Source organism: Nostoc sp. UHCC 0302, assembly GCF_038096175.1.
In the GTDB taxonomy this organism is placed as follows: domain Bacteria; phylum Cyanobacteriota; class Cyanobacteriia; order Cyanobacteriales; family Nostocaceae; genus UHCC-0302.
This window is the reverse complement of record NZ_CP151099.1, coordinates 891,853-916,517: the sequence shown is the minus strand read 5'-3', so window position 1 is coordinate 916,517 and position 24,665 is coordinate 891,853. Positions and strand designations below refer to the sequence as shown.

General features: G+C 40.7%; 17 protein-coding genes and 2 pseudogenes. 6 read left to right on the top strand and 13 right to left on the bottom strand.

Going from position 1 to position 24,665, the window contains the following annotated elements:
- The first annotated feature begins 20 nt into the window (after nt 1–20).
- Entirely contained in the window at nt 21–3,665 is a 3,645-nt protein-coding gene (locus WKK05_RS03645) for an NB-ARC domain-containing protein (RefSeq protein WP_341528444.1), read from the top strand.
- A complete protein-coding gene (locus WKK05_RS03640; RefSeq protein WP_341528443.1) occupies nt 3,662–6,763 on the top strand; it encodes an ATP-binding protein in 3,102 nt (1,033 codons plus the stop codon). The genes WKK05_RS03645 and WKK05_RS03640 overlap by 4 nt, the downstream gene beginning before the upstream one ends.
- Nucleotides 6,764–8,215: 1,452 nt before the next feature.
- On the opposite strand, the gene WKK05_RS03635 is transcribed toward WKK05_RS03640, so the two are convergent.
- The 7 genes from WKK05_RS03635 to WKK05_RS03605 all read right to left on the bottom strand — a co-directional run bounded on the left by WKK05_RS03635 (nt 8,216) and on the right by WKK05_RS03605 (nt 15,198).
- Complete coding sequence (locus tag WKK05_RS03635; RefSeq protein WP_341528442.1) at nt 8,216–8,788, bottom strand: hypothetical protein; 573 nt, start codon at nt 8,786–8,788, stop codon at nt 8,216–8,218.
- Nucleotides 8,789–9,008: 220 nt separating this feature from the next.
- Nucleotides 9,009–9,995: a hypothetical protein gene (locus WKK05_RS03630; protein WP_341528441.1), complete on the bottom strand. Its 987-nt coding sequence runs from the start codon at nt 9,993–9,995 to the stop codon at nt 9,009–9,011.
- A gap of 44 nt (nt 9,996–10,039) precedes the next feature.
- On the bottom strand, nt 10,040–11,359 hold the full coding sequence (locus WKK05_RS03625; protein ID WP_341528245.1) for an IS4 family transposase: 1,320 nt from the start codon (nt 11,357–11,359) through the stop codon (nt 10,040–10,042).
- A 246-nt stretch (nt 11,360–11,605) separates the two neighbouring features.
- Complete coding sequence (locus tag WKK05_RS03620) at nt 11,606–11,866, bottom strand: PEP-CTERM sorting domain-containing protein (RefSeq protein WP_341528440.1); 261 nt, start codon at nt 11,864–11,866, stop codon at nt 11,606–11,608.
- A gap of 48 nt (nt 11,867–11,914) precedes the next feature.
- Nucleotides 11,915–12,211 carry a hypothetical protein gene (locus tag WKK05_RS03615; protein WP_341528439.1) on the bottom strand — a complete coding sequence of 99 codons (297 nt, stop codon included), beginning with the start codon at nt 12,209–12,211 and terminating at the stop codon, nt 11,915–11,917.
- Between the two features lie 248 nt (nt 12,212–12,459).
- Nucleotides 12,460–12,954 carry an ATP-binding protein gene (locus WKK05_RS03610; RefSeq protein WP_341528438.1) on the bottom strand — a complete coding sequence of 165 codons (495 nt, stop codon included), beginning with the start codon at nt 12,952–12,954 and terminating at the stop codon, nt 12,460–12,462.
- A gap of 99 nt (nt 12,955–13,053) precedes the next feature.
- Nucleotides 13,054–15,198 carry a GAF domain-containing protein gene (locus tag WKK05_RS03605; RefSeq protein WP_341528437.1) on the bottom strand — a complete coding sequence of 715 codons (2,145 nt, stop codon included), beginning with the start codon at nt 15,196–15,198 and terminating at the stop codon, nt 13,054–13,056.
- Nucleotides 15,199–16,403: 1,205 nt separating this feature from the next.
- Between WKK05_RS03605 and WKK05_RS03600 the strand changes: the two genes are divergently transcribed.
- Together WKK05_RS03600 and WKK05_RS03595 are read left to right on the top strand one after the other, a co-directional pair.
- Nucleotides 16,404–17,144: a class I SAM-dependent methyltransferase gene (locus WKK05_RS03600; protein WP_341528436.1), complete on the top strand. Its 741-nt coding sequence runs from the start codon at nt 16,404–16,406 to the stop codon at nt 17,142–17,144.
- A 4-nt stretch (nt 17,145–17,148) separates the two neighbouring features.
- Nucleotides 17,149–17,277, top strand: coding sequence for a hypothetical protein (locus WKK05_RS03595; RefSeq protein ID WP_341528435.1), 129 nt, complete (start codon nt 17,149–17,151; stop codon nt 17,275–17,277).
- 16 nt (nt 17,278–17,293) lie between these two features.
- On the opposite strand, the gene WKK05_RS03590 is transcribed toward WKK05_RS03595, so the two are convergent.
- Nucleotides 17,294–17,773 (bottom strand): DUF6748 domain-containing protein, encoded by a 480-nt coding sequence (locus tag WKK05_RS03590; protein WP_341531012.1) that lies wholly within the window; start codon nt 17,771–17,773, stop codon nt 17,294–17,296.
- A 17-nt stretch (nt 17,774–17,790) separates the two neighbouring features.
- Here WKK05_RS03590 and WKK05_RS03585 point away from each other — a divergent pair.
- Nucleotides 17,791–18,510 (top strand): annotated as a pseudogene (locus WKK05_RS03585) (IS1 family transposase).
- Here WKK05_RS03585 and WKK05_RS03580 read toward each other — a convergent pair.
- From WKK05_RS03580 to WKK05_RS03565, 4 genes are all read right to left on the bottom strand, one after another.
- The gene (locus tag WKK05_RS03580; protein ID WP_341528434.1) at nt 18,450–18,845 is read right to left on the bottom strand and encodes a DUF6748 domain-containing protein; all 396 of its coding nucleotides are present in this window, start codon (nt 18,843–18,845) and stop codon (nt 18,450–18,452) included. The pseudogene WKK05_RS03585 and the gene WKK05_RS03580 sit on opposite strands and share 61 nt — an antisense overlap.
- Nucleotides 18,846–18,973: 128 nt before the next feature.
- Nucleotides 18,974–19,132: a hypothetical protein gene (locus WKK05_RS03575; protein WP_341528433.1), complete on the bottom strand. Its 159-nt coding sequence runs from the start codon at nt 19,130–19,132 to the stop codon at nt 18,974–18,976.
- A 17-nt stretch (nt 19,133–19,149) separates the two neighbouring features.
- Nucleotides 19,150–19,698, bottom strand: a complete 549-nt coding sequence (locus WKK05_RS03570) for a hypothetical protein (RefSeq protein WP_341528432.1) — start codon at nt 19,696–19,698, stop codon at nt 19,150–19,152.
- Nucleotides 19,699–20,054: 356 nt separating this feature from the next.
- The gene (locus tag WKK05_RS03565; RefSeq protein WP_341528431.1) at nt 20,055–20,456 is read right to left on the bottom strand and encodes an SAM-dependent methyltransferase; all 402 of its coding nucleotides are present in this window, start codon (nt 20,454–20,456) and stop codon (nt 20,055–20,057) included.
- Nucleotides 20,457–20,541: 85 nt separating this feature from the next.
- Between WKK05_RS03565 and WKK05_RS03560 the strand changes: the two are divergent.
- Nucleotides 20,542–21,036, top strand: a pseudogene (locus WKK05_RS03560) (transposase); the annotation flags it as partial.
- A gap of 70 nt (nt 21,037–21,106) precedes the next feature.
- On the opposite strand, the gene WKK05_RS03555 reads toward WKK05_RS03560, so the two are convergent.
- Nucleotides 21,107–24,661, bottom strand: a complete 3,555-nt coding sequence (locus tag WKK05_RS03555; RefSeq protein ID WP_341528430.1) for a trifunctional glycosyltransferase/class I SAM-dependent methyltransferase/polysaccharide deacetylase — start codon at nt 24,659–24,661, stop codon at nt 21,107–21,109.
- Between the last annotated feature and the right edge of the window lie 4 nt (nt 24,662–24,665).

The following is a 24,665-nucleotide window of genomic DNA, read 5'->3' as shown; positions in this document are numbered from 1 at the left end:
GGATTGACCGAGTAAAAGCAATGGATTTGCCCGCAGGACAGCGAAGTAGAGGTGTAGTGCTTAGTCCTAGAGGACAGGCAAAACTGCAAAATCGGATGCTTCAGCTAGAAATTGAACGCTATGCTGTTCAGGAATTTGTGCGGCGATCGCAATTAGTTGAAGGTCAAGGTTTACATCCAGCAACAATTCGCAAGATTCTGCGATGTCAAGGCGTTGACAAAGATTCCATCGCTCTAGTGTTTAAAGCTGTAGATTTACAACTAGAGCTTGAAGATTATACAGGCGCACGGCGAGTTCTGGAAATAGGAGCAGAGGGGCAGGGGAGCAGGGGAGCAGAGGGGCAAGGGAGTAAAGGGGAATTCACTAGTAATAATCAAAGAGACTGGGGTGAAGCTGTTGATGTTAGTTTGTTTTGTGGGCGTTTAGCAGAAGTTGCTACATTAGAGCAATGGGTGCTTAATGATAAGTGTCGATTAGTAGCACTTTTAGGCAGTGGTGGAATTGGTAAGACGACTTTAGTAACAAAGCTGGCGGAGGAAATCCAAGACCAGTTTGAGTTTTTGGTGTGGCGAAGTTTACGCAATGCTCCTCCTTTAGCAGAGTTACTAGATGATTTACTTAAATTTTTATCTTCACAGCAGACTACTGAGTTACCAAGCATAACAGCAGGTAAGCTTTCCAAATTAATAGAATATCTGCGCCAACATCGCTGCTTGTTAGTGTTGGATAATCTTGAAACTTTGATGCAAGATGGCAGCTATGCAGGCAGTTTCCAGGCAGAGTATGAGGGGTATGGTGAACTGTTGCGACGTGTAGGGGAAGTTTCACACCGTAGTTGTCTGCTGATTACTAGCCGCGAAAAGCCAAATGAAATTGCTGCTTCAGCTGGAGAAACTTTACCTGTGCGATCGCTACAATTAACAGGACTAAATACAGAGGCTCAGGAAATCTTAATAATTAAGGGGCTGTCTGTATCTGAGCAAGAAAGTCAGAAATTAATAGAACTATACAGTGGTAATCCTCTAGCATTGAAAATTGCTGCCACTGCAATTAAAGATTTATTTGGTAGTGACGTTGCAGCATTTCTCGCAGCAGGTATCTCTAGCTTTAATAGCATTCGCACATTGCTAAACCAGCAATTTGAACGCCTGAGTGAAACGGAAAAAAGTGTAATGTACTGGCTAGCGATTAACCGCGAAGGCATATCGCTGTATGAACTAGAAGATGACATTTACCCCAAGCTGCTCAAGCATCAACTTTTAGAAGCGGTAGAATCCATACTTCGGCGTTCATTGATGGAACAAAACATCAGCGGGTTTACGCAACAACCCGTGATCATGGAGTATGTCATTGAGAAATTAGTAGAGCAGGTGTCTGCGGAAATTGTTGTAGGGACACACAGCGGTACTACCCTACTGATAACCCATGCCCTTCTAAAAGCAACGGCAAAAGATTATATTCGAGATTCACAAAATAGATTAATTGTCAAGCCTGTACTTGCTCAATTGCTGCGCCAATTGGGTAGCAAAAAAGCGATCGCCCAACAATTAATGCAAATCCTCTCTTTGAGGCGTGAGCAAGCATCTCTAGAATCAGGATATTTAGCTGGAAATATTCTCAACCTGCTGCATAATTTAGGAACTGATTTGAGTAGCTATGACTTTTCGTACTTCCCAATTTGGCAAGCTAACCTCCAAGGGGTAACGCTACATCACGTCAATTTTAGCCATGCAGATTTCTCCAAATCAATTTTTAGGCAAATATTTGGTAGCGTTTTATCAGCAGCATTTAGCCCAGACGAAGAAATTTTGGCGACAGGGGATGATAATGGCGAGGTGCATCTGTGGCGGATTGCAGGTGGTCAGTTGCACTTGACTTTGAGAGGTCACACACTTGCAGTAAAATCACTATGTTTCAGTCTTAATGGTGAAACCTTAATTACTCATAGTGCAGACCAGACAATCAAGTTTTGGAATGTGAAGACTGGGCAAGCTGTTAGAACTTTACAACGTTATACTAGCCAAGTACTAGCGATCGCTTCTACTGCCACAGGTAGCATTCTTGTAAGTCGTAGTAGAAATCAAAGTGTCAGCATCTGGGACATGACCACAGGGAAATCTCTAGCAACGCTACAAGAAGAAACCAATCAGATTCAGGTTGTAGCACTGAGTCCAGATGGCGGACTTTTAGGTACAGCAGGGGGTGATGACCCTATTAGGTTGTGGAATGCACAAACCGGCGAATGTCTGCAAACTTTATATGGACATCGTGAAAGTATCCAGTGCCTTGCTTTTACCCCAAGCACAGATGAAATCTTAGCCAGTGGTAGCGATGACCATACAGTAAAACTTTGGAATATCAAAACAGGTCAGTGCATTGGCACTTTAGTAGGGCATAGCAACCTAGTTTTATCAGTCAGTTTTAGTTCAGATGGATCAATTATTGCAAGTAGCAGTGCCGATCAAACTATCAGGTTGTGGGATGTTGCTACAGGAAAATGTTTGAGAGTTTTGTCAGGACACGAAAATTGGGTGCGGGCAGTAGTATTTAATGCTGATAGTGCAGTACTAGCTAGTGGTGGAGATGATCAAGTAATTCGGCTGTGGGATACTGCTACAGGTCGGTGTATCAGAACACTACAGGGATATACTAACCAAATATCATCTATTAGTTTTAGTATGACTCAAGTCCTTGCTAGTGGTAGCCATGACCATTTAGTGCGGCTGTGGGACACTACTACAGGACAATGTATTAAAACATTGGCAGGGCATACAAATCATATTTTAGCGATCGCATTTCATCCCCTCCCCCAGCCCCCCTTATTAAGTGGGACTGGGGGGATCTTAGTCAGTAGTAGTGCTGACCAAAATATTAAATTATGGAATATTGAAACTGGAGAATGCCTGAAAACTTTAACAGAACACCAAGCAACCGTTTGGTCAGTGGCTTTTAGTCCTAATGGACATATGCTAGCCAGTGGCGGTGCAGACCAGATTGTGAGAATTTGGGATGCAGAAACAGGAGAGTGTGTTGACGTTCTCCAAGGGCATACCAATGCGGTTTTATCCGTGGCTTTCAGTCCCATTGAGCAAATTCTTGCTACCGTTAGTGCTGACCAAACCGTTAGAATTTGGGACTTGAGAACTGGGCAATGTCTGCAAATTCTCCAAGGGCATACCAATGCGGTTTTATCCGTGGCTTTCAATCCTATTGGACAAATTCTGGCAACCGCTAGTGCAGATCAGACTGTTAGAATTTGGGATGTACAGACAGGAAAATGTCTTAAAATCCTACAAGAACATACTAATCAGGTTTTATCAGTGAGTTTCAGCCCTGACGGGGGGACTCTTGCCAGTAGCAGTGCCGACCAAACCATCAAACTCTGGGCTGTGAATACAGGTAAATGTCTCAAGACATGGCGCGGACATACCAGCCAAGTATTATCTATAGCTTTTAGTCCTGATGAGCAAACCCTTGCAAGTAGCAGTGCCGATGAAACGATTAGGCTGTGGAGTGTCAACACTGCGGAGTGTGTGCAAACATTAAGAGTGAAGCGACCCTACGAAGGGATGAATATTACGGGGACAGTTGGCTTAACAGAGGCGGAACGAGCTACGCTCAAAGCACTAGGAGCAGTCGAAAACAGGGGTGAAGCAAGCAGATGAGCCAAAATTCCTGGCAACGTAGAAGGTTTTCAACCTTAGTGAGAAGCGTACCACTTAGCAATGTTCTAGTAGTACCATTTCTGCTACAAATCTCTTTAGCTGTGGGATTGACAGGGTATTTGTCTTTCCGTAACGGGCAGAGGGCTGTAAATGAAGTAGCCAGCGAGTTACGACAAGGAATTGTCAACCGAGTATCACAAGATTTACAAGGTTTTCTATCTACCCCACATCAGGTACTGGATGGTAACCAAAATGCCTTACAGTTTGGGCTGTTAAATATGCAGGATATCACTGCTTGGGAACCATATTTAATGCAGCAATTGGAAATATTTCCGCCTGCTGTCGCTATTGCTATCAGTAATGAACAGCGAGAACACCTATCGGTAGAAAAATTGAATAATGACGAATTTTTGGTGAAAAAGTCGGGCAGGTTAAGTAATTACAATCTTTACAGCTACAAAATCGATAGAAAAGGTAAACACATTCAACTACCAGAGGTGATCAAAAATTTTGACCCGCGATCGCATCTTTTTTATCAAACGGCTGTCAAGCAACGCAAATTTAGTTTTAGTCAAATCTATTCACCGATCACAGAACAAACGCTACGCATTAGTGCATCTATACCCATCTATAATTCCCAAGGGAAACTTTTGGGTGTTAACAGTACTCTCACACAATTAACTCAAATTGGCAGATATCTGCAAAACGTCAAAGTGGGTAAGTCGGGACAGATTTTTATTATCGAGCGATCAGGACTATTGGTAGCAGCTTCTACAGGTGAACAACCTTTTTTGCTCAAAGCTGGTCAAACCATCAGACTCACCGCATTACAAAGCAGCAATTCCTTAACTCAAGCCACCTCAAAATACTTAGCCAGTGAATTCGGCAACTTAAATCAAATCCACAATTTACAGGAATTGGAATTTTCTTTTGCTGGTAAACGGCAGTTTTTAGAAGTCCAGCCGTTTGCAAGTGAACCAAATGTCAACTGGTTGATTGCGGTGGTTGTCCCGGAAGCAGACTTCATGGAGCAAATCAATCGCCACACACAAATTACAATCTTCCTCTGCTTAGGAGCTTTCGTACTCGCTGCGGCGCTGGGAATTTTCACAACTCGCTGGATTGCCAAACCTGTTCTACGCTTGAGTCGTGCGGCGAAAACTTTAGCACAAACAGCTACCACCGACAGTTTCCCTAATGAGGAAGAATCAACCGTCATCGTCCAAGGTATTACAGAACTGGAAGTGTTGGCACAATCTTTTAACCAGATGTCCCAACAGTTACGGGGAGCTTTTGAAGAATTAGAATTGCGAGTTGAACAGCGGACTCAAGAATTACAGCAGGAAATTCGAGAACGTATCCAAAATGAGCAGCAACTGCGCCAGCACAGTCGCGCATTAGCGGAACTGGCAAAGCATAGGGCGATTTCCGAAGGAGATTTGGAAACGGCATTTCACCTGATTACAGAAAAAGCCGCCAAAGCTTTAGAAGTAGAACGAGTTAGCATTTGGCTCTATAGTAGCGATCGCACCAAATTACAATGTGTAGACCTCTATGAAAATAGCCAAAACAGCCATTCAGCAGGTTTAGAACGTAACCGTGCAGAGTATCCAGTGTATTTTGAATCACTGGCAGTTACTCGTACTATTACTGTGAATGACACTCGCAACGATCCGCGAGTACAGGAATTTTGGCATGAACTTCTAGAACCGACAAACATCGTTTCTTTGATGGATACTCCGATTTGGGTTGGGGGTGAGGTAGCCGGTATGGTGTTTCATGAACAGGTAGGCACTACCCGCCAGTGGAAACTGAGTGAGCAAAATTTTGCTGGGTCGATTACTGACTTCGTAGCATTAACATTAGAAGTATGCGATCGCCAACGGGCAGAAGTTGCTTTACGCCAAGCCAAAGAAGCGGCGGAAGTTGCCAACTTAGCCAAAAGTACTTTCCTGGCAAATATGAGTCACGAATTGCGTACTCCTCTCAATGCTATTTTAGGGATTACAGAAGCACTACAAGATGAAGTATGTGGGCCGCTGACTGAAGAACAGAACAAATCTTTAAGTACTTTAGAACGTAGTGGCAAACATTTACTAGAACTAATCAACGACATCCTCGATCTTGCCAAAATTGAATCAGGCAAAATGGAACTAGAACTATCTCCTACCTCTGTTCGGGGATTGTGTGAATCTAGTCTCACCTTTGTTAAACAGCAGGCATTCAAAAAAAATATCAGACTCAACTCTCGCATCTTTGAAAATATTGGAAAAATTTTAGTTGATGAGCGCCGGATACGACAGTTGCTGATTAATCTGTTGAGTAATGCTGTGAAATTTACTCCAGACAATGGTGAAGTTTGGCTAGAAGTGCAAACCCAAACAGACACAACCAACAATAAAATTAAGACAATTCAATTTAGCGTCGTGGATACTGGCATTGGCATTACACCAGAAAATTTAGCCAATTTATTCCAACCCTTTGTCCAGATAGAAAGCTCTTATACTCGTCGTTATGCTGGTACTGGTTTAGGGCTATCTCTAGTACGACGGATTGCGGAAGTACATGGTGGAAGTGTAGCTGTTGAGAGTGAAGTCGGGGAAGGTAGCCGATTTACAGTAACACTTCCGTGCAAGGAAGTTAAAAGACAAATTCAGGAAGCTGTGGAAGAAGAGATTGAGATCCAAAGTGAAGGATTTGTAGAGGTGGCAAATATCCTTTCTTCTCAGCCATTGATTCTCCTGGCAGAAGATAATGAAGCAAATATCTTAACTATTAGCCAATATTTAGAAGCATACGGCTATCGGATTGTACTGGCAAATAATGGGGAAGAAGCAGTAGAAATTGCGAAATCGCAACGACCAAATTTAATTTTGATGGATGTACAAATGCCTGAAATGGATGGGTTAGAAGCAACTCGCCAAATTCGGGCAGATACAGATATTGCTCATATCCCGATCATTGCTCTGACTTCCTTTGCTATGCGAGCAGATCGAGAACAAATTCTAACTGTTGGCGTTGATAGCTACATGGCAAAACCTGTAAGTTTGAAGGAGCTAGTGGCAGAAATCGCTAAATATCTCTCAAATCCAAGATAGATTATTTAAATTTCAATTCTTAAAAATCTTTTTAATAAATAAATCCCTTTTAGGGACGCACAGCTAGCTATGCGTCTTTACTAAAGCAATAATTGATATTTCTCTTGAGCCAGATTGTAAAGGGGTCGCTAAATCAAGCGATTGGTCAATACTACTAGTAAAGACATGACCACAGTTGAAGCTAATAATAAAGGAAAATTGCCTGTTGCTGTGGCATGAGAAATCGTTGCTCCTAATCCAGAGGTACTAATTACTCGCCCTTTAAATATGACGTATTCACTAACGATACTGGCATTCCAAGCACTATCAACGGCGGTAATTGTGATTTGAAATAAAAAATGAGATTTTTATTCATGATATGCTTCAAAAATGAGTATCCAGTTTATAGTTCACTTTTAGTATTCGAGTTTTTTGCTAATAATGATTATCGTGTAGGGGATAAAAAGACTGATAAAAGCGACGTTTGTATCAATCCTTCGGCTTGATTATCATTATTAGTCAGCTACGAGTTGAGTAGGCGATCGCTCTGTTGTTGGGCGATACCTGCGGCACACTTCGTGAACGCTTGTTCAATGAAATATTTTATTTTTACTCAAATATCTATTAAAACAAAAGTTTTGAACCATAAAATGGGTATTTGAATCATATTTTGGATTGAAAGTTTAAGTTAGAACAATTTTGTCAGGGATTTTTTGTGCAAGTTTTGTTCAATTGTGTTTTTTCAACTCATTCTCTAGTTATGATTCATAATTTCAACTCTCACTCATGATTTGATTCAAAGTTTTAATTTGTGATTAGCGCGAAAGCCTGAATTTTCGTTAACTCTTTGTCACTTAAAGGATAAAGTGGCCGTTTTTAAACCATAAAGTGGCCGCAGAACAGAACCTATGATAAAAGCGGATTTGAGAGACTTGAGTGCGATCGCTTGTAAAGTATGGTGAAAGTGGGGCAACGCAAAAATAAGCATTCCAGGATTTAAAAGCGGCCACTTTATCCTTTAATTCCGGCCACATTATCCCTTAAGTGACACTCTTTTCTAATTTATGGATCAAAATTTTTCTCACATTATGATTCAAAGCATAGTAATAATTCCGGTAATTAAATAGGTAAAATTAGGGTTTGCCAGCGTTGCAATGGAGAAAGTTTATATACCCTAGCGCCTTCAATTGGCTCTTAGGGGATCGATTGCTCCCCAGCAATGACAGTTCTTAACATCATCAGAGTGATCGCTATGATTAATCCCTAACCACAGGCATTGATAATGAAATTATATTTGTGACAATGCTTTACAATCCCTCAATAGATGAGTTTTTTTACGTTTTCACACGTAAATATAAACTACAACAAGTATGTTAGTAGTTTCACATAACAAAAATGCATTTATCTAGAAAAATATTTATGAGCAAGTTACACGATCACTTGCTCTAATCTTCAATTTAAAGATGAAGAATGTCAATTACGGTTAGTTACACGTTGTCCTGTGAAGGTGAATCTAAAGGGTTCACCTTCACCCGCTGGCACATTATTATCCAAAGGATTTGCACTCAAGTTAAAGGTGCGAATTTCAAATGTCCCATCCACTGTCTGACTTACAGGATTAAATGTTGCACGATAATCGGCTCTACCAGTAGTCACAAAGCCTGTGCTTTGTGGAGCCGGGAAATTGAAGTTGAATGCTATTGCAATAATTTCTCCTGATTTATTGCACTTCCAAACACCTTGTCCATCAGTGAAACGATTGTTAGGGAAAGATTGAGCAGCCTTTGGCACGCCTTGAGTTCCACCTTGGTTTGAGTCGATAGAAAAAAAGTTGCCATCAAGGGTCAGCGTAATCACTCTTCGCCCCACAAATTCACCATTTAGGAAAGTAGATAGAATGTATGTCCCACCGACAAATCTGCGGCAAGATACTTGCTTAGAATCAGTCGAGTCTTTTATGGGTTGAGCCTTTACTAGACTTGGGGAAAAGCTGAGTGTTGATAAAGCACAAACCATTAGCATGGTGAAAGTTTTACGGATTACCATAGCTCATCCTTATTTGATGTGATCAGCATTGAGTCAATGGTGAAGTTTTTTGGAACTATACTTTTAATGAAAGCACTTTGATTAGATGCTCACTTATCAAATCAGACTTAGGATTTTACCAAGCAATGTTACAAGTACTAGCCAATTAAAAAAATATGGTTCTTCAATACTTATTACAAGTATTGTTAATAATTTGACATACTTCAAATTAGTTGATCTGCTACTCCTCCGGTTCAACCAACACCCCATCTACAACCGCAACACCCCACTGTGGAAATTTCGCCAACAATTTCTTGATTACAATCTGCAAAGCCGGATCATCCCAGCAGTCCTTCAAGAACTCAAAACCCGGATTCTGTCCCGAAGTGCTTGCCACCTTGAGTTGATGCATACGCTCCGGCCGCATATTTGACCGCGCAACAATTGCCTCATGTGACCATTTATCAGCATTTGGTACAGGTGCGGCGGAAATTTTACCTTCATTACCCGCTTTCACTTCTCCACCTAAAACTGAGTTTTTAGACATCACCTCTTCAGGTTGGTTTGATTCTACTTGACTGGGCGTTTTTTCATTCTCAGCAACGGGTGCGGCGGAATAATCCCTCTCAGAACAGTCTTTTGGTTCATCACCAGAATCCTGGTTTTCTCCTTTCAGTAAAGCAGATTCATCTTGTACAACATCCACAAGCATTAGCAACGTGCAGCCCGTTACCGCAGGTAACTCTTCTTGCCTCTCTGACACGCTCTCGACAATTGAAGGCAATGCGACCCCCAAGGGCGCATTCGCCGTCTCCTCCTCACACAAATTTTCCTTTTTCGTGTCAGAGACACATCTCACAAACTCTACTGAAGAGTTTGTGAGATGTTCTTGAGTAGTTCCTGAAGGTTTTTGAAACCCTTGCTCTGACTGGGTTTTATCTGAAATAGACACTTCGTATAAAGCACGCATTTCTTCAGAGCCAGGATTCATTTCTGAATTTTCAGCATTAGGTTCTTGTTTTTGAGAATTTACTTGTTCATTGCCAGCATCTACTGACTCCCAAAACTCCTTCATCCTGCTGCCATGCAAATTCCGCACCATCCAGCGCACAGTCTCTCGTCCATCCTCTATCGACTTGTCTGGCTTAAAGATGAACAGCCCACTTTCAGTTAGAATTTTCTTTGCAGAGATAAAAGTACTGTAGCTCAAGGCAGTAGTTAACGGCATCCACCGAGAACCGTAGGGGTCAGCCGTCCAACATTGGTGTCAACTTAAGGAGCATCAGCCCAGACTTGAGCCGACCGCGAGTGAATCTGACGATGACGTTTGCGCTCGGCTTTAAGCAAACCAAAAAGCTTGTAATGTGAAACTAAATAGTCAACAACATTATCAGTTTCACGACGCAAAACAGCCACAGCAAAGTAATACAAACTGCGAAAGACCATTTCCACAGAAATACGTTCAAGTGGCTGACCGAGTGCGAACGCGATTTGAGAAGATAAATTGTTGAGAACAGTGTAGAAAATCACAGTCGCAAAGATTTGAATCTGAACCCCGTTACGGTCGCCAACCCAAATATAAGCCAGACCCAGAAGTCGTTTAGTCAGCTTAAAGGCATCTTCAATCCGCCAACGACAACGGTAGAGTTCACACACTTGTTGTGCAGATAATAACTGTGGGTCAAGCACATTGGTCAAATAGTAGTACCAACTATTACCCCAGAGTACAGAAACTAAGCGAACTGGATACTGACAAGGATTGGATCGATATTGTCCCATATCGATGATTTCGTCACGATAGTAAACACCAGTTGATAAACAGCGCACCACAAAGTAAGAAGTTTTTTCGCGCAATCGCGTCACGAAAAACTTCTGCTGCTGTGTAAACTGGTCAAACCAGCCAAACTTGAAAAAACCCAAATCGAAAATCAATAGTCCGCCAGTTGGCAGTTGCTCTAATAGCTCCTGGGCAAAAATTTTGTCATTAGCTTTGCTATCTTCCGTGTACCAGATTTTGGTCGGTACATGAGTAAACGCTTCTACCACCATCATCATTTTTCCTGCCAACACTGTTGTTTGGTCTGATAATGCTTTTAACTTTTTGCGTAATTCTTCTAGTGTTGACCCATCCGCTATCCACACTGCACCAAAAGTCTGATGTAGTTGTTGCCACTGCTGTGGGATTCTATTTGCCTGTGGGGTGGCATGGATTTTTTCGATGACTTGCTCAAACACTTGTGCAAATAATTTTGCTGGTATTTTCTTTAACCTTTGTGAGAGTGCTTGTTTACTCACTAACATCGGTTCTACCCACATTAATCCTTCTGTGGCTAATAATCTGATTGCTTCGCTTAATCCGGCTATTTGTCGATACACCAGACTTACTACCACTGCCATCATCACTGGTAATGTTAATTTTCTTTCTCTTAAGTTTTTGTTGTCTAGTCCTGGTGAATCTCTTAGTGGTTTAAAGTTTGATGGTTCTAGTAGTGCGTATATCTGGGCTTCTATTTCTTCTATTGCTGGTGCTGGCAGTTGTGTTTGTCTTCTTAAGTCTGGATTGCCATCTTTTCTCATCCGGGGAGTAGCCATTTTGACAACTCCTTTTGTCTTTGTCTCTACTCCCCTACTCTACCTCTACTTGTTGACTTTTTCCTTAAGTTGACACTAATGGCCGTCCAACACTCCTGCCACAATTGCGTCACTAAGGGTTTTTGTTGCTCCCTGCCCCCCTTACCCTTAAAAGAGCCAAGTTTACGACAGCGAACTAGTAGTGTATTGTTGTGGTTTAGTAAACTAAGGAGTATTTAATATTCATAAGTTTTGGTTGATATAGTTTTAAGAAACTTTTTTGAACTTGTTGGCAGTGAATTTAAATGACGCATTACATTTAAGTGCTGAAGTTGCGCCGAGAGTGCCGAGGGCAAGCAAGCTAAGGATAGAATTGGGTTCAGGAACACTGACTAGAGTTGCAGAAAAACTAATGGGTAACTCACTATCTTCTGCTCCCAAATTTTCAAACCCTGGTGTCAATGGTGGTGCAGAAAAAACTTCTAAATAACCAGGTGTCGGCAAGAAATTAGCAAAAAAAGGACTCACAAAGTTCCCTCCTGATGTGGAATAACCAAAACCATCCCCTGTTAACTGCTAATTACCAAGACTAATTAAGTTATCAACATTAAAAGGTTCGTTTCCTGGAATTGGAGTCCCTGCGGGCTGTAAACCAGTAATTGTTTCACCATTGCGTATACCACTAATTCCTAAAATCTGGTAAAAACCAAAATCGTCAGCGGTGTCATTAGTGGTCAAAGTACCACTTGCCGCTATGCCAGTACCAGAATAATTCCAGTCCCAACTCAAAGCAGAGGCATCTTGCATTGTCCCAAAAAACAATCCAGATGTGGTAGCGAGGGCTGTAGCGGATAGCAAAGCTAGATTTTTCATGGAGGTTGTTAATGTAATTACATCTGTTGTAGGTTGAGTTGACCTACAGAACAGCACAAAACTGATGCTTGCTTCAAACAGAAGCAACACGACTTTAGAGAAATTTTATCCCTTAAACAAGAAGCTTTTATTTGCTTGCCTTATCTTCTCTAACTTATAAATAAAAAGCAAGGACAGATAAGACACTTAAGAAAAGCGAAAAATTTCTAAACACTAGCAAGATTGAAGAAAAATACATTCGTCAAAATTCAGGCATCATTCTGGCTATATACAGTTGTATATTTATAGCTGCAATCAATGTTATTTATGGTGCTTGGCAGGGTAAACCAGAAAGTACTTCCTTTTCCGGGAGAGCTTTTGACACCAATGGTTCCTCTATGAGCCTCAATAATTTGACGACACAAGTACAAACCAAGCCCACTCTTTCCACGCTGTCCTCGTCCTTGAATAAAGCGGTGAAATAGTTTTTGTTGATTTTGGGGCGCAATTCCTGAACCGTAATCACGCACAGAAACCTTCACTTGACCTTCTCTATAAGAGATTATTTCAAGTAGAATTTCTCCTTGAGGGTTACTTACCCGCACAGCGTTATCAAGTAAGTTTTGTAGAACCCGTTGAATTTCTAAGGAATCGCCGTAGACAGTTAGCAGGGGTTGAGAAATTTTGCAAACAAAGGCTAGTTCACGTGTAGATATTGCTTTGACCTGGTTAATTATTTTAATTAAAATCTTTTGCCAATTCAAGCGCTGGCAGCTTAAATGAGCGCTGCGTGTTTATAACGAGAGATATCTAAAAGGAGTTCCACAAGCTTAAGCAACTCCTCATTAACTCAACTGAAAAATTCATTGCATTGAATCTAATGGCTCCTTCAAAAGGTTTCTAATAACATCTAATAATTCCGAAAAAGTGTAAGGCTTTATTAAAAATACATTAATGCTGAGGTAATCACCATTAGTATTAAGCTGATGGTGATCCAACGTAATACCGCTAAGTCCTATAATCTTGACCTGTGAGTTCATTTGTTGCAGGATACTACTTGCAGTTAAACCATCCATCAACGGCATCATTATATCCATCAATACTAAGCTAATTTTCTCTTGATGCTGAGCATACAATGAGATAGCTTCAATACCATTAATAGCTGTCAGAGTTTTATAGTTGGAGTCTTCTAACAAGGTTTTAGTCATCTCCAAAATGGCAATTTCATCATCTACAATTAGAATCAATTCTCCGTTACCATGAGGCAATTCTACATTCTCTGCTACTCCCCTTATTCCTGGTTTGATAGCTGGGAAATATACCTGAAATTGAGTTCCTTTCCCAAGCTGACTATCTACAGTCACAAAACCACCGTAATTTTTGACAATACCAATTACAGTGGAAAGACCTAGCCCTGTACCTTTACCCAATTCTTTAGTTGTAAAAAAGGGTTCAAAAATACGCTCCCTAATCAATGGAGTCATACCAAAGCCTGTATCATTTATAGTGATAACTACATAGGAACCAACATTAGCATCCGGATTTATCCGAGCCAGGTTTTGCTCAATGGATAAATTTTCCGCACCAATAGATAGAGTGCCGCCTTTGGGCATGGCATCACGAGCATTAACACACAAGTTCATTAGTACTTGATGTATTTGAGTAGGTTTTGCCTTAATAGCCCACAAGGGTTCCTGGGGTAATTTTTTGGTAACTTGAATCGATTTCGGAAATGTGCTTTTGGCAATTTGCTCCATTTCCAACAAAAGGTGTTCTATTTGTAAAGTAATCCCCCTTTCGTCAGAACCGCGTGCAAATGTCAGGATTTGCTTAACTAAATCAGCTGCACGTTTAGAGTTATCTTCTATGATTTTTAGCATTTGCTTATACTGCCCATCAAGATTGGGAAGTTTAAGTGCTAATAGTTGAACTGAAGAGAGAATTGGCGTCAAAATGTTGTTGAGGTCGTGAGCAATTCCACTAGCCAGCGTACCGAGACTCTCTAGCCGCTGGCTACGGAGAAATTGGGCTTGAAGTTGTTTTTTCTCAGTGATGTCAGTATCGACGGTCAGGATAGATTTGCGTTGAAATGCTTCATCAAACATCAGTATCCAACGGCTTTCTACAAGAATTTTTTGACCAAATTTGGTGACTTTTTCTAATTCACCTTGCCACGAACTACACTCTATTACCTGTTTAAAAGCTATTTCCAGTTGAGGTAAATTTTCTTGGCATAAAAGCTTATCAGCATTATCTCCTAGAATCTCGTCAGCTTTCCAACCATATAAACTCTCTGCACCTTGATTCCAGAACGTAATTTGATTATTTAAATCTCGAACTAAAATTGCGTCAGTAGTGATATCTAGTAGAGCTGCTTGTTCTTTTATTTTTTGTTCCGCCTGCTTACGTTCAGCAAGTTCGGATTGTACCTGCTCATACAGTTGAGATTGCTGGATCGCAATGCCTATTTGTGTTGCTAATTGCTTGAGTAAATCAATTTCCCAACTTTGCCACTGCCGTGGTGCTGCACATTGACTGGCAACTAGCAATCCCCACAAATTTTCTCCTTGTAAAATTGGCACTACCAAGTTAGCTCTAACTTGAAACTGAGCGAGTAAATCACGGTGACATTCTGTAAGACCTGCTGTATATATATCTGCTACAGCTTGGATACGTCCTTGTTGATAATGCTCATTACCAGTAGACATGAACCAAGTATCTTGGACTTGGGCATTCAGCACTGATATCCAACCATCACCTACAGATTCCACCACTACAATCCCACTGTAATCTGCTTGAAACTGATAAATCAACACGCGATCACCTTGGAGGAATTGTCGTACTTCATTTACTGTTGTATTCAATACCTCCTCAAGATTCAAACTTTGGCGGATGCGTACTGCCATTGCCATTACCAGCTGCTGCTGCTCAATTTGCTGTTGTAGTTCTTTCTCTTTTTGCTGACAAATACTCAGCAGGCACATTTGATTAGATTTATCACTATTCATTTTTAATATCCCTAAATCTTTTTATTAAGCTATTAATATCTAGTGCTTGCTTCTAGGAGCTACGATTTGATGCTCATAACTCAAACTAGTTTCAAGCCTAGAATTTTTTCAGACTCTTTTAACTTAAATTTAACTTATATTATGAGGAAGTTGTAAGTATAGAATAGTTTTTTGTAAAAATAAGAGTTTCCAAATTAATACTTATTTTTGATTTAGAAATAAACATTATTAGCGTTAAATACATTTAATCAACCTACAGATAGAATTATCGTAAGAATTCAGCACTCAGTCCTTCTAAAGTCAGAATTTGAAAGCAATGAGCGTATAATTCATCTATTGATTGAGAAGAATTTGACTAAAATTTCTAACATCCTGACTCCTGGATTCTGGCTCCTGAATTCTTACGAATTATCAAGGATTGTAAGTAACAACTATTAATCTAACAACTGAGCAGGCTTAACTTCCTTCAATAGCCTGTCGCAACCATCTCTTAGACAATTGCTCCACTTGGGCTGCATCTCAAGACCGCTTTTTCAGGATTTGGCACAAACGCGGCGGAACTTTTACCTTTATTACCCCTACAATAATTGTATAAAAATATGCAGCCGCAGTTTCAACAATAGAAGTGACGTAAATTTATCCAGTAGAGAAGCGATCGCAGTTCCGTATGAGCGATCGCCATGATTAATCCCTAACCACAGGGATTAATAATGAAATTATATTTGTGACAATGCTTTAACGATTGCAGTGCTAGCCCCCTCATGCCAACACTCTAAATCCATAAAAAGTAGGTAATTGCTCTACTTAGTCACAAGTGAACAATCACCTCAATAAATGAGTGTTTTTACGTTTTTACTCGCAAATTCAAACTACAACGAGTATGTTAGCAGTTCCACGTGTCAGAAATGCATTTATGTCAAAAAAACTACTTATTAGCGAAATTATTACTCAATATCAACTTTTCAATAACTCGACTCTTATCTGATGATTAGCCGAAGCTAAAATCACTAAATATAGCTCCCTTGTCTGCCTCAAGAGCGGTACTATCTTCATTAATAACAATATTATCGGTGGAAGCAGATTAATAAATCAGCCTCCTTACCCATTCCAATCAACCAATACCCCATCCATGCAAACAATCTCCCACTGCGGAAATTTCTGCTAATTTACTTTGTAAGCTCAAAGCTGATCAGTGGAGTAAAAAAATGACATCTTATGACTTGATAGCTACTGAGTATAAAAAATCTAAACAGTTGCCGTTTCGCTTGCATATTGAGGTATATACATACTTTCATCTGCTCGGTAATCTAGTTGGAAAATCAATTCTCGATCTGGCTTGTGGAGAAGGATTTTACACTAGACAATTCAAACTCCAAGGTGCAGCACGAGTTGTAGGGGTCGAAATCTCTGAAAAAATGATTTCATTGGCAAGATTGGAACAAACCAGACAACCCCAAAACATTGAATATATTTTCGGTGATGTACTTGAACTTGGTAAAATTGGCAATTTTGATCTGGTGGCAGCTTCCTATCTACTTAATTACGCTTCCTCCAGAGAACAACTACTTAAAATGTGTCAGAACATATTTGCCAATCTCAAACCGGGCGGTCGTTTCGTCACCATCAATAATAATGACTCCCAATCCCCTATTTCCTATCTGACTACTTCTAAGTATGGATTTATTAAAAGCATAGATTCACCATTAGTGGAAGGCACACCGATAAAATACACATTCACAATCTCTGATAGTGATCAGAAATTTAGCTTCGATAACTATTACCTCAGCACAGCTACTTATGAATGGGCATTCCAAAGTGCGGGTTTTAAAGAGGTTAACTGGCACAAACCAATAGTCTCTCCCCAAGGTGTGGAAGAATTTGGTCAAGAGTTTTGGCAAGATTTCCTTAACTGTGTGCCGATCATTGGTATTGAGTGTCTTAAATAGGTAAATGGGTGCTTTTCTACTAGGACTTTTGCGATCGCCTACAGCGGGCGGGTACGCCATCGCCATCGGAAAGTGCGGGTACGCCATCGCTCCCAGCACCGCTTATCTATATTCGGGAATTATATTTATCTGAGCTCACCAAAATTCCTTTACTTTCGTTCCACTCTCAAATAAAATTTTGTAGCCACAAACTTAGTATCTCTCTTGGTTGGATCTGAATTGCCTACTACCTCAGTTTTACCTACAGCAATCAAACCTTGACCAAAAATTTCGCTGGTTGCTGCGTCAAGTTGTTTTTGTGTTGCATCGGTTTTACTCAAATCAATTGACGAAACTTGAGAAATCTTCGGCTTATTTAGAATCAGATTATCTGTGGAGAAGCAAGGAGTTGTGATGCAACGAATGCCATTGTCTTTTAGTGCCACAAAAGTACCTTTTGCTGGGGCATCTGTAGCGGCATAGAAAGCCTCTTTAACTCTCAAATTCCCAAACTCACCAAATGGGGAAAATTCAACTGGAACTATGCTACCTCTGAGAATCACACGGCTACCATAATCATTTTGAATTTTTACCAGTTGGGAAGGTGAGACTTTCAGGGAACTCCAATCGGCGTTGCAGAATAGAAATATGAATTAGGGCGATCGCTATGCAATGTCCAAGGTGTGCATCAACTCACATTCGTAAGAATGGTCAACAAAGAGGTAAACTCTCATTACATCTGTGTTCAATGCAAACGTCAGTTTATTGAGTTTTATGATCAGAAAGGATATACAGAGGATATTAAGCGTGAGTGCTTAGAGATGTACGTTAACGGTTTGGGATTTCGAGCTATAGAAAGAGTTAAAAAAGTACATCATACTACTGTGATAAATTGGGTGAAAGAAGTTGGGATGGCTTTAACAGATACGCCTGATAGAAGTGAAATACCAGAAGTTGCAGAAGTTGATGAACTAGAAACTTTCATCGGTAAAAAAAAACAAAATATGGCTGTGGACAGCCGTAAATCATAGTACTGCGGGAATTATATCTTGGGTTTTAGGCGATAGGAGTTCAGAAACTTTTAAAATATTGTGGCAGATTATAAGATGTTGGCAGTCTTATTTTTATGTTACTGATGGATATACTGTTTATCCTGTTTTTATCAGTAATGAAGACCATATTGTTAGTAAGACTTATATGACGAGAGTAGAGGGAGAAAACAGTCGTCTAAGACATTATCTGGCTCGCTTACATCGTAAAACATGAGTGTTACTCCAAATCAGAAAAAATGCTGAGGTATTCTATTCGATTAGTAATACATTATCTTCAGTACGGTGATGATGCGCTGCGGGCGCATAGCGCCCGCAAGCTTGAGGTGATCGCATAATTCATATTTTGATTCAGCAACGCCCTCCAATCAATTGCAGACACATAACATTCTGAGCGAAAAACACCATCTAAGCAAGGAGTAGCTTTCAAGTTGACAAGCTTTATAAAATATCCACCGCATATTGGAGAAGCACATCTGCGAAAATCTCTTCGTATCGTGTAATATGCCCATTGGGGGAACTCTTGATTTTCGACAGTAGCGGCAACAGAATTAGTAGTGTCTGGAGTAGAAATGCTTTGAGCAGATACTTTGGAGAAAAATCCGTTGCTAACTATTATTGCACCTAATAGGGGAATAATTGAGTATTTGTAGTTAAGTGATATTTTGTTCATGGGAGCTTTAATTTTTATTTAAGGGTTCAAGACTTTTGTTAAAATAAGAGTTGATCAAATTGCTGCCAAATTCAATTTCTGCTTTCTTGCAGGTCGCTCCTAAAGCCTTTCAACCTCGCCTTATGCGACTATTTATCAGCATCATTCACAGGCGCGGCGTCATAACTGCCTTGACAAGAGCCTTTCACCTCAATCCCATAAACTTGATTTTCTCTTGGCAATAGTTCGTGCAGTTTCTTCGCACAGAAACGGGTTGCTTTAATCCCACGAGCTTGTGAAGATAGCACAAGCTCCAATGTTTTAATTACAGAGGAAGAATAACGCTTTCTGCAACCCCCTTTAGTGGTAGGGTTAGATAATTTTGTTCTGCTCCAGCTCGGTTGATGACAAACCCTAAGCCTCTGGACTTAATCGCCACAGTATCAAAGCCTTGTTTTTGCCCATTTTGAAGGTTTACAGTTGGTAGCACCAACGTTAACTCCAACTGACCTTGATCAAAGTTTGGCTCTAAGGTCACAGTAATAAGTAAACCCAGAGGACTTTTTTGTTTCCTAATTTCCTTGCCTCGAAAAGTAAATTCACCTTCTGGGCCTTGATAGGTCAGTTGGGAAGCTCCTCGTGGCTCATCTGTGCGTACTGGCCCTGGCGCTTGTGGATAGAAGACAATCTGTGTAGTCCTAATTGGATCAGTGAAGGTATACTGGTTTGCTTGGTTAAGTTCAACTGCCTGTGCTAATTTTTGGGCTACTTTCAAATCAACTGCGAACGCTCTAACAGAACTTACTGCCCCAAGCGTCCCGAATACTAGAATTGATGTAGTAATTGCAACGAATTGAGAAATCTTACTTCTCATAGTGGTGTAATTGATTATATGGTATACGCAAACATCTTTTTTACTCTCGAAGTTCATGCTGAAAGTTTTCTGAACAAAAATTCATTAACTGACAGCAGAAAATATCTGCTTAGGTGTATTTTACACTACCAGGATTTATACGCAATACCTTTTCTGATTTATTAATCCTGGTGATTTAATCCATCTCCAAGTTCGGAGGGCTTTTTTCAAAGCCAGCGATCTCTGCGACAAGCCGAAGCAGCGCATCCACATACTAGGTACATTTTCTCAACAGCGTTTCACTTGATGTTGAATTTTTGAATTTAATTGAAACTGGTGGGTACAAGCAAGCTCTTAGGTGTAAGTGCAAACTATGATTATTTGTAAACAACGCAACCGTAACTAAAAACTGGTTGTTGAATTTCAAAACTATCGGTTGATACTTCTATTTGCCAATTTTCTACAGGTAAAATTCCATGTTTCGTTAATTGCCACCGTCCTAGCAAAGATAAAAAATTGGTAGGATTTCGCATGAATAAAGGCGCACCTATATCTTGAAGCAATTGTAGTAACTTCGGGTAATCAACTGCGGCCTCACCATCAAAGTCCAGTGCTAAAAAACTTCCTTTGGGAACCCAGTCGTATAAATTATCTAGTGTTTGAGCTAAAGTTTCGTCTGGGATAAAAGCACTAATACCCACTAAAACTATACCCAAAGGACTAGTTGGAGACAAAATTTTGCTGACTGCTGATTGATTCAGAGTCTTAAGATTCGTCACATCGCAAAATACCCCTCTTCTGTCACTTTCCGAGTATTCTTAATAAAAGGATTAAAATAAAAAACTCTGGAAGGTAAGCAGGGCAATGGATGTAGAATTACAAATCCTGAAACATTTGGCAAGAGACGCCCACCCAACAGTTGCGCTCGTAGATGAATATTGTGCAGAGTACAAAGACCTATTTCAAGAAGTAAGAAATTATGAATATTTCAAATATTTGCACTTAGGCATAATATCAACGATAAAAAGAAAATTATTACCAGAAATAGCAAAAGTTGTAAGTATAAATTCAGCGCAGTCGTTACACCATTTTCTAGCAAATTCAGATTGGTCAGTAAATAAATTAAAAAGCCGAAGATTAAATAAACTCAAGAAAGCATTAAATGGAAATGTAATTACAGTAGTAATAGATGAAACAGGAGATAGGAAAAAAGGTAAAAAGACTGATTATGTAGCTATACAATATTTAGGAAGTGTGGGAAAAATAGATAATGGAATAGTTTCAGTCAATGCTTATGGAGTTTATACTAATATAACTTTTCCATTAATTGTCAAAGTATTTAAACCAAAAGGAACATTAACTGTACAAAAAGATTATCGAGCGCGATTTATGTGCAGCAGCTATAAATTTTAATGTCATACATTCCAGCTTAAACATTCAGCTTGGCAATAAACTCAGGTAAACCATCAGTACCAACGATTTCGATGCGAGGTAACGCCAGTAGAGAATCATGGAAATGGCTCAAACCAGACTTGCAGGACAGACCAAATGTATAACCACAAGCACCAATTAAATGTTGCACTACACTATCTGTATCGCCGTAAGGATAGGCAAATGCAGTAGGGGTATGACCCAAGACTTGGTGTAGTAGAGAGCGTGAGCGCACTGCTTCTTGGACGATTTCTGCAACTGATAGAGAAGTAAGATGACGGTGTGTGACTGAATGAGCGCCAAATTGTACACCCTCATCTTGTAGTTGTCGAATTTCTTGCCAGTCAAGTAAAGGTACTTCTTCATCGTAATAGCTATCCCAATGATTAGTACCAGCGATCGCTCCAGCAACTAAAAAGACGTTAGCAGAAAAGCCATACTGCTTGAGTAACGGCCAGGCATAATCACTAAAATCTTGATAGCCATCATCAAAAGTGATTAATACAGCACGACCAGGAATAGGTATTCTAGTGGTCTTGGCTCTGCACCATTGTTCTAAAGTAATGCTGTGAAAACCAGCATCGCGCAAGTAACGCAGTTGTTCAGCAAAAGCCTCTGGTGTAACACGATAGGGCGAAGTAGCAGCACACCCTTTAGGATGAACACGGTGATACATCAAAATTGGTAATTGGTCGGTGACAACTTCCCAGTTGGTATAAATCTCTGGAGAACCACCATGCCAAAGGATATTAGCAGCAGCTAGAGGAGGCGGTGGTGTCGGCTGGGGAATTTCAATGATTTCTGGCTCTTGATTATAGTTACCAGCTTGGAAAAGTTGCACACGGTAGAGGGGGGTGCGTAGTTCTTTGATGAGTTGCAGTGGATGAGTTTTGGCAAACGTCTCTCCAATAACTTTCGCGCCAAAGGGATGACCCCAGTTGTAACCGGGTTTATCTGGCTGATCAACAACTAGATTAGCGTGGGCTGTAATAAAATATCCGTCAGTGTTAAGGGCATCTACAACCTTACGAGCAAAGGCTTGCAGTTGGGGAAAACCACCGACATAATATAAAACTTCGCTACAGATGATTAAATCAAAGCAGTCGGGGATTGGATCTTGAGTTAAGTCGAACAGTTGAAAGGTAACATTTTTGCAATCAGCGCACCGTTGAGCAGCCCTTTCCAGGGCTACTTGAGAAATGTCTACAGCAACTAGGTTATCAACGCGAGGGGCGAGTTGTGCTGTAAAATGCCCTTCCGCACAAGCAACTTCTAAGGCTTTATTGAATTGTTTGGATGGCAAGAGTGCTAGAGTTTGTTCGTATTTCTTCTGTTCGTAGGGGCTTGTATATTGCCAAGGGTCAGCTTGTTTGGTAAACAAAGTCTCGAAATATTCCCGGAGGTTAACAGTTGCTGGTTTAGGTACACGTTCAACTTTTGGTGAAAATTTGGGAACTATTTTGGTTGGAGAAGTAATGAATTCTGGTGCATAAATTAGGCGTTCTGGTAATTTACTATTCCCTGATCTTTTAATTACAGGTTCGCCGACAATTACCCCAGCTTCCATCAAATCATTAAGTACTCTTTTTGGGAACATTGCCCGCCGAGAAACACTAGTGCCGATCGCACTTGGATAACGCGATAAAATTACATCACTACCATATTGAGGATCAACTGACTTGTTGACTAAGCGATCGCGTAAAGTTCCTTCTGCTAACCCCCTACCGAGTAATCCTTCCCGCACGGCTGCAATCATCAATTCCAAACCACTTTCTTTGATGATGGCAGCACGCAACTGCTGAGAGCTAACTTTACCCCCTTCGACCTCTACAGATATGCTGCCTAGTGGTACACCGCCAACTGTGGGTATAACTATCAATTCTTCAGCACTGACCGAGAGATTGGGTAAGTTATCACTCACTTCAACCGTAAATGTATCTTTATCCACACGTTGCTGCAAAGCTACTAAAGTGCCAACTGCTGATTTCCAACTACCTTGAAATAAACTCATCTGGAGTTCTCGAAAGATAGTTTTTTTTCCCAAGCGTGAACTATAAAAATTAGTATCTAGCCAGTGTGGACGTTGCCAAAGTTCTTGTAAAAATACTGTCCAACCGATGTGATCATGTAATACAGCCCAAAGTAACTGCTGATCGCTGGGCAAATTATCTGCCAAACATAAGGAACCTCGCCACACAGACGAGTTTGCTGTACTAGATTTGATAGTGAGTTGGTGGTAAATTGTGCGCTGGAAGAAATGCCCTAAAATTTCCCAAGCGAATTTAGCTGCGATCGCATCTTGTAAAACATAGCTAGCAACAAACCCATCGCAGATAGGTAATATGAGACTACCGAGGCGCTTACCTTCAATGCTGATAGTACAATGTAAGCGTCCTGTAGTTGCTGGCGCAGTAATGTCTGAGATTGGTTCTGTCACTTCTACCGCCACTGCATAGGTAGAGCCGACAGTTACAGGGCGAGGATTTGTAGAGTGGTCTAAAATCAAGTTTTCCAGTCTGATGCAGACACGACGCGTCAAAGCTGGAGCCATTGATTGAGTTTCCAGCGCTGTTAAAAACTTATAAATGTCTGTTTCCAAACGTTGCCATAATTCATAGCTAGCAGATGTAGAGGTGTGACACTGAGGCTGGAACGCAGACGAGAAAATACACAATGCAATTGTATATGGGCAGAGTCCGGGGTCACGCTCCTCTGGTATTACATCTAACAAAGCGATCGCATCTTCACCGCAACTGAGCAAAAACCCTGCTGTCCAGCAGAGAAAGGCTAGTTTCACACCAGGAAGCTCTGCGGCTGACATACCCCTAACATAAGCTGGAGAGGGATTAGGAACTCTAGGATCAGGTGAATGTCCAGTAGTAATTACACGTAGCCCATCGGTAAAAATTTGAAGCCTATTAGTAGATGCAGAATTAGGACGGATGCGGTAACAAGCTGAAGCATCAGGAATCGCACCAAAAACTGAACCAGTTCGAGCAATTTTTTGCCAAAAATCCCAATCTTCACAAGTCAGCAATGTTGTATCAAAACCACCAACTTCTCTAACAATTGTCTTGCGGACAATGCAACAATGGATAGCAAGTACGCAATTTCGTGCTAAGGCAGCAAATAAAGTACTGGGTTGAAAAGAAAATTCCTCATCAACAATCGGCTGTTCATTGGACGCAACCTTTGTCCAACGACTATAAACAGCATCCAGGCTTGGGTTATCTTTTATCGCTTGTATCAACCGTTCTAAATGCTGCGGCAAAATCCAATCATCAGCGTCCAAAAATAATAACCACTCAAACTTAGCCTTATGAATACCTGCATTACGCGCAGCGCATACGCCTGAGTTGACCTGACTCAGCACCTGAATGCGAGAATCTTGTTGTGCAAATTGAGTTGCGATCACCAGCGTATCATCACTCGAACCATCATCAACAACAATCGCCTCCCACTCAGTATAAGTCTGAACCAGCAGAGAAGAGAGCGTTTTTCTAATAGTTTCTCCACAATCATAAGCAGGAATAATCACAGACACTTTCAACATAAAA

Coding starts and splice junctions, on each gene's coding strand:
- WKK05_RS03645 (WP_341528444.1), top strand. CDS start 21: ATGGATTTGCCCGCAGGACAGCGAAGTAGAGGTGTAGTGCTTAGTCCT.
- WKK05_RS03640 (WP_341528443.1), top strand. CDS start 3,662: ATGAGCCAAAATTCCTGGCAACGTAGAAGGTTTTCAACCTTAGTGAGA.
- WKK05_RS03635 (WP_341528442.1), bottom strand. CDS start 8,788: ATGGTAATCCGTAAAACTTTCACCATGCTAATGGTTTGTGCTTTATCA.
- WKK05_RS03630 (WP_341528441.1), bottom strand. CDS start 9,995: ATGCCGTTAACTACTGCCTTGAGCTACAGTACTTTTATCTCTGCAAAG.
- WKK05_RS03625 (WP_341528245.1), bottom strand. CDS start 11,359: ATGGCTACTCCCCGGATGAGAAAAGATGGCAATCCAGACTTAAGAAGA.
- WKK05_RS03615 (WP_341528439.1), bottom strand. CDS start 12,211: ATGAAAAATCTAGCTTTGCTATCCGCTACAGCCCTCGCTACCACATCT.
- WKK05_RS03605 (WP_341528437.1), bottom strand. CDS start 15,198: ATGAATAGTGATAAATCTAATCAAATGTGCCTGCTGAGTATTTGTCAG.
- WKK05_RS03600 (WP_341528436.1), top strand. CDS start 16,404: ATGACATCTTATGACTTGATAGCTACTGAGTATAAAAAATCTAAACAG.
- WKK05_RS03595 (WP_341528435.1), top strand. CDS start 17,149: ATGGGTGCTTTTCTACTAGGACTTTTGCGATCGCCTACAGCGGGCGGG.
- WKK05_RS03580 (WP_341528434.1), bottom strand. CDS start 18,845: ATGAACAAAATATCACTTAACTACAAATACTCAATTATTCCCCTATTA.
- WKK05_RS03570 (WP_341528432.1), bottom strand. CDS start 19,698: ATGAGAAGTAAGATTTCTCAATTCGTTGCAATTACTACATCAATTCTA.
- WKK05_RS03555 (WP_341528430.1), bottom strand. CDS start 24,661: ATGTTGAAAGTGTCTGTGATTATTCCTGCTTATGATTGTGGAGAAACT.